This window comes from Metabacillus mangrovi (assembly GCF_009711125.1).
GTDB lineage: Bacteria > Bacillota > Bacilli > Bacillales > Bacillaceae > Metabacillus_B > Metabacillus_B mangrovi.
Map to the genome: position 1 here is coordinate 1 of NZ_WMIB01000059.1, position 320 is coordinate 320.

Genomic DNA, 320 nt, shown 5'->3' on the forward strand with positions numbered 1-320 from the left:
AAATGGCGGTCCGGACGGGACTCGAACCCGCGACCTCCTGCGTGACAGGCAGGCATTCTAACCAACTGAACTACCGGACCATTTTGGTTGCGGGGACAGGATTTGAACCTGCGACCTTCGGGTTATGAGCCCGACGAGCTACCAGACTGCTCCACCCCGCGATAATAAGAAGTATTGAATTGTTCGATGCTCTAAAGACAGCTGACTGTCCTCGCCTCAGGAAGCCTAACCAAGCAGCAGCTCGGCGAGTACAACTCGGAAGCCATATCGGAGAAGTGATGCTCGTTGCTCCACCCCGCGATAATAAGAAGTATTGAATT

Annotated in this window: 2 tRNA genes; both read right to left on the reverse strand. The window is 53.4% G+C overall.

Going from position 1 to position 320, the window contains the following annotated elements:
• Nucleotides 1-3: 3 nt before the first annotated feature.
• Nucleotides 4-80 (reverse strand) — tRNA-Asp (locus GKZ89_RS20845).
• A 4-nt stretch (nucleotides 81-84) separates the two neighbouring features.
• Nucleotides 85-161: transfer RNA gene (locus tag GKZ89_RS20850), tRNA-Met, on the reverse strand.
• Between the last annotated feature and the right edge of the window lie 159 nt (nucleotides 162-320).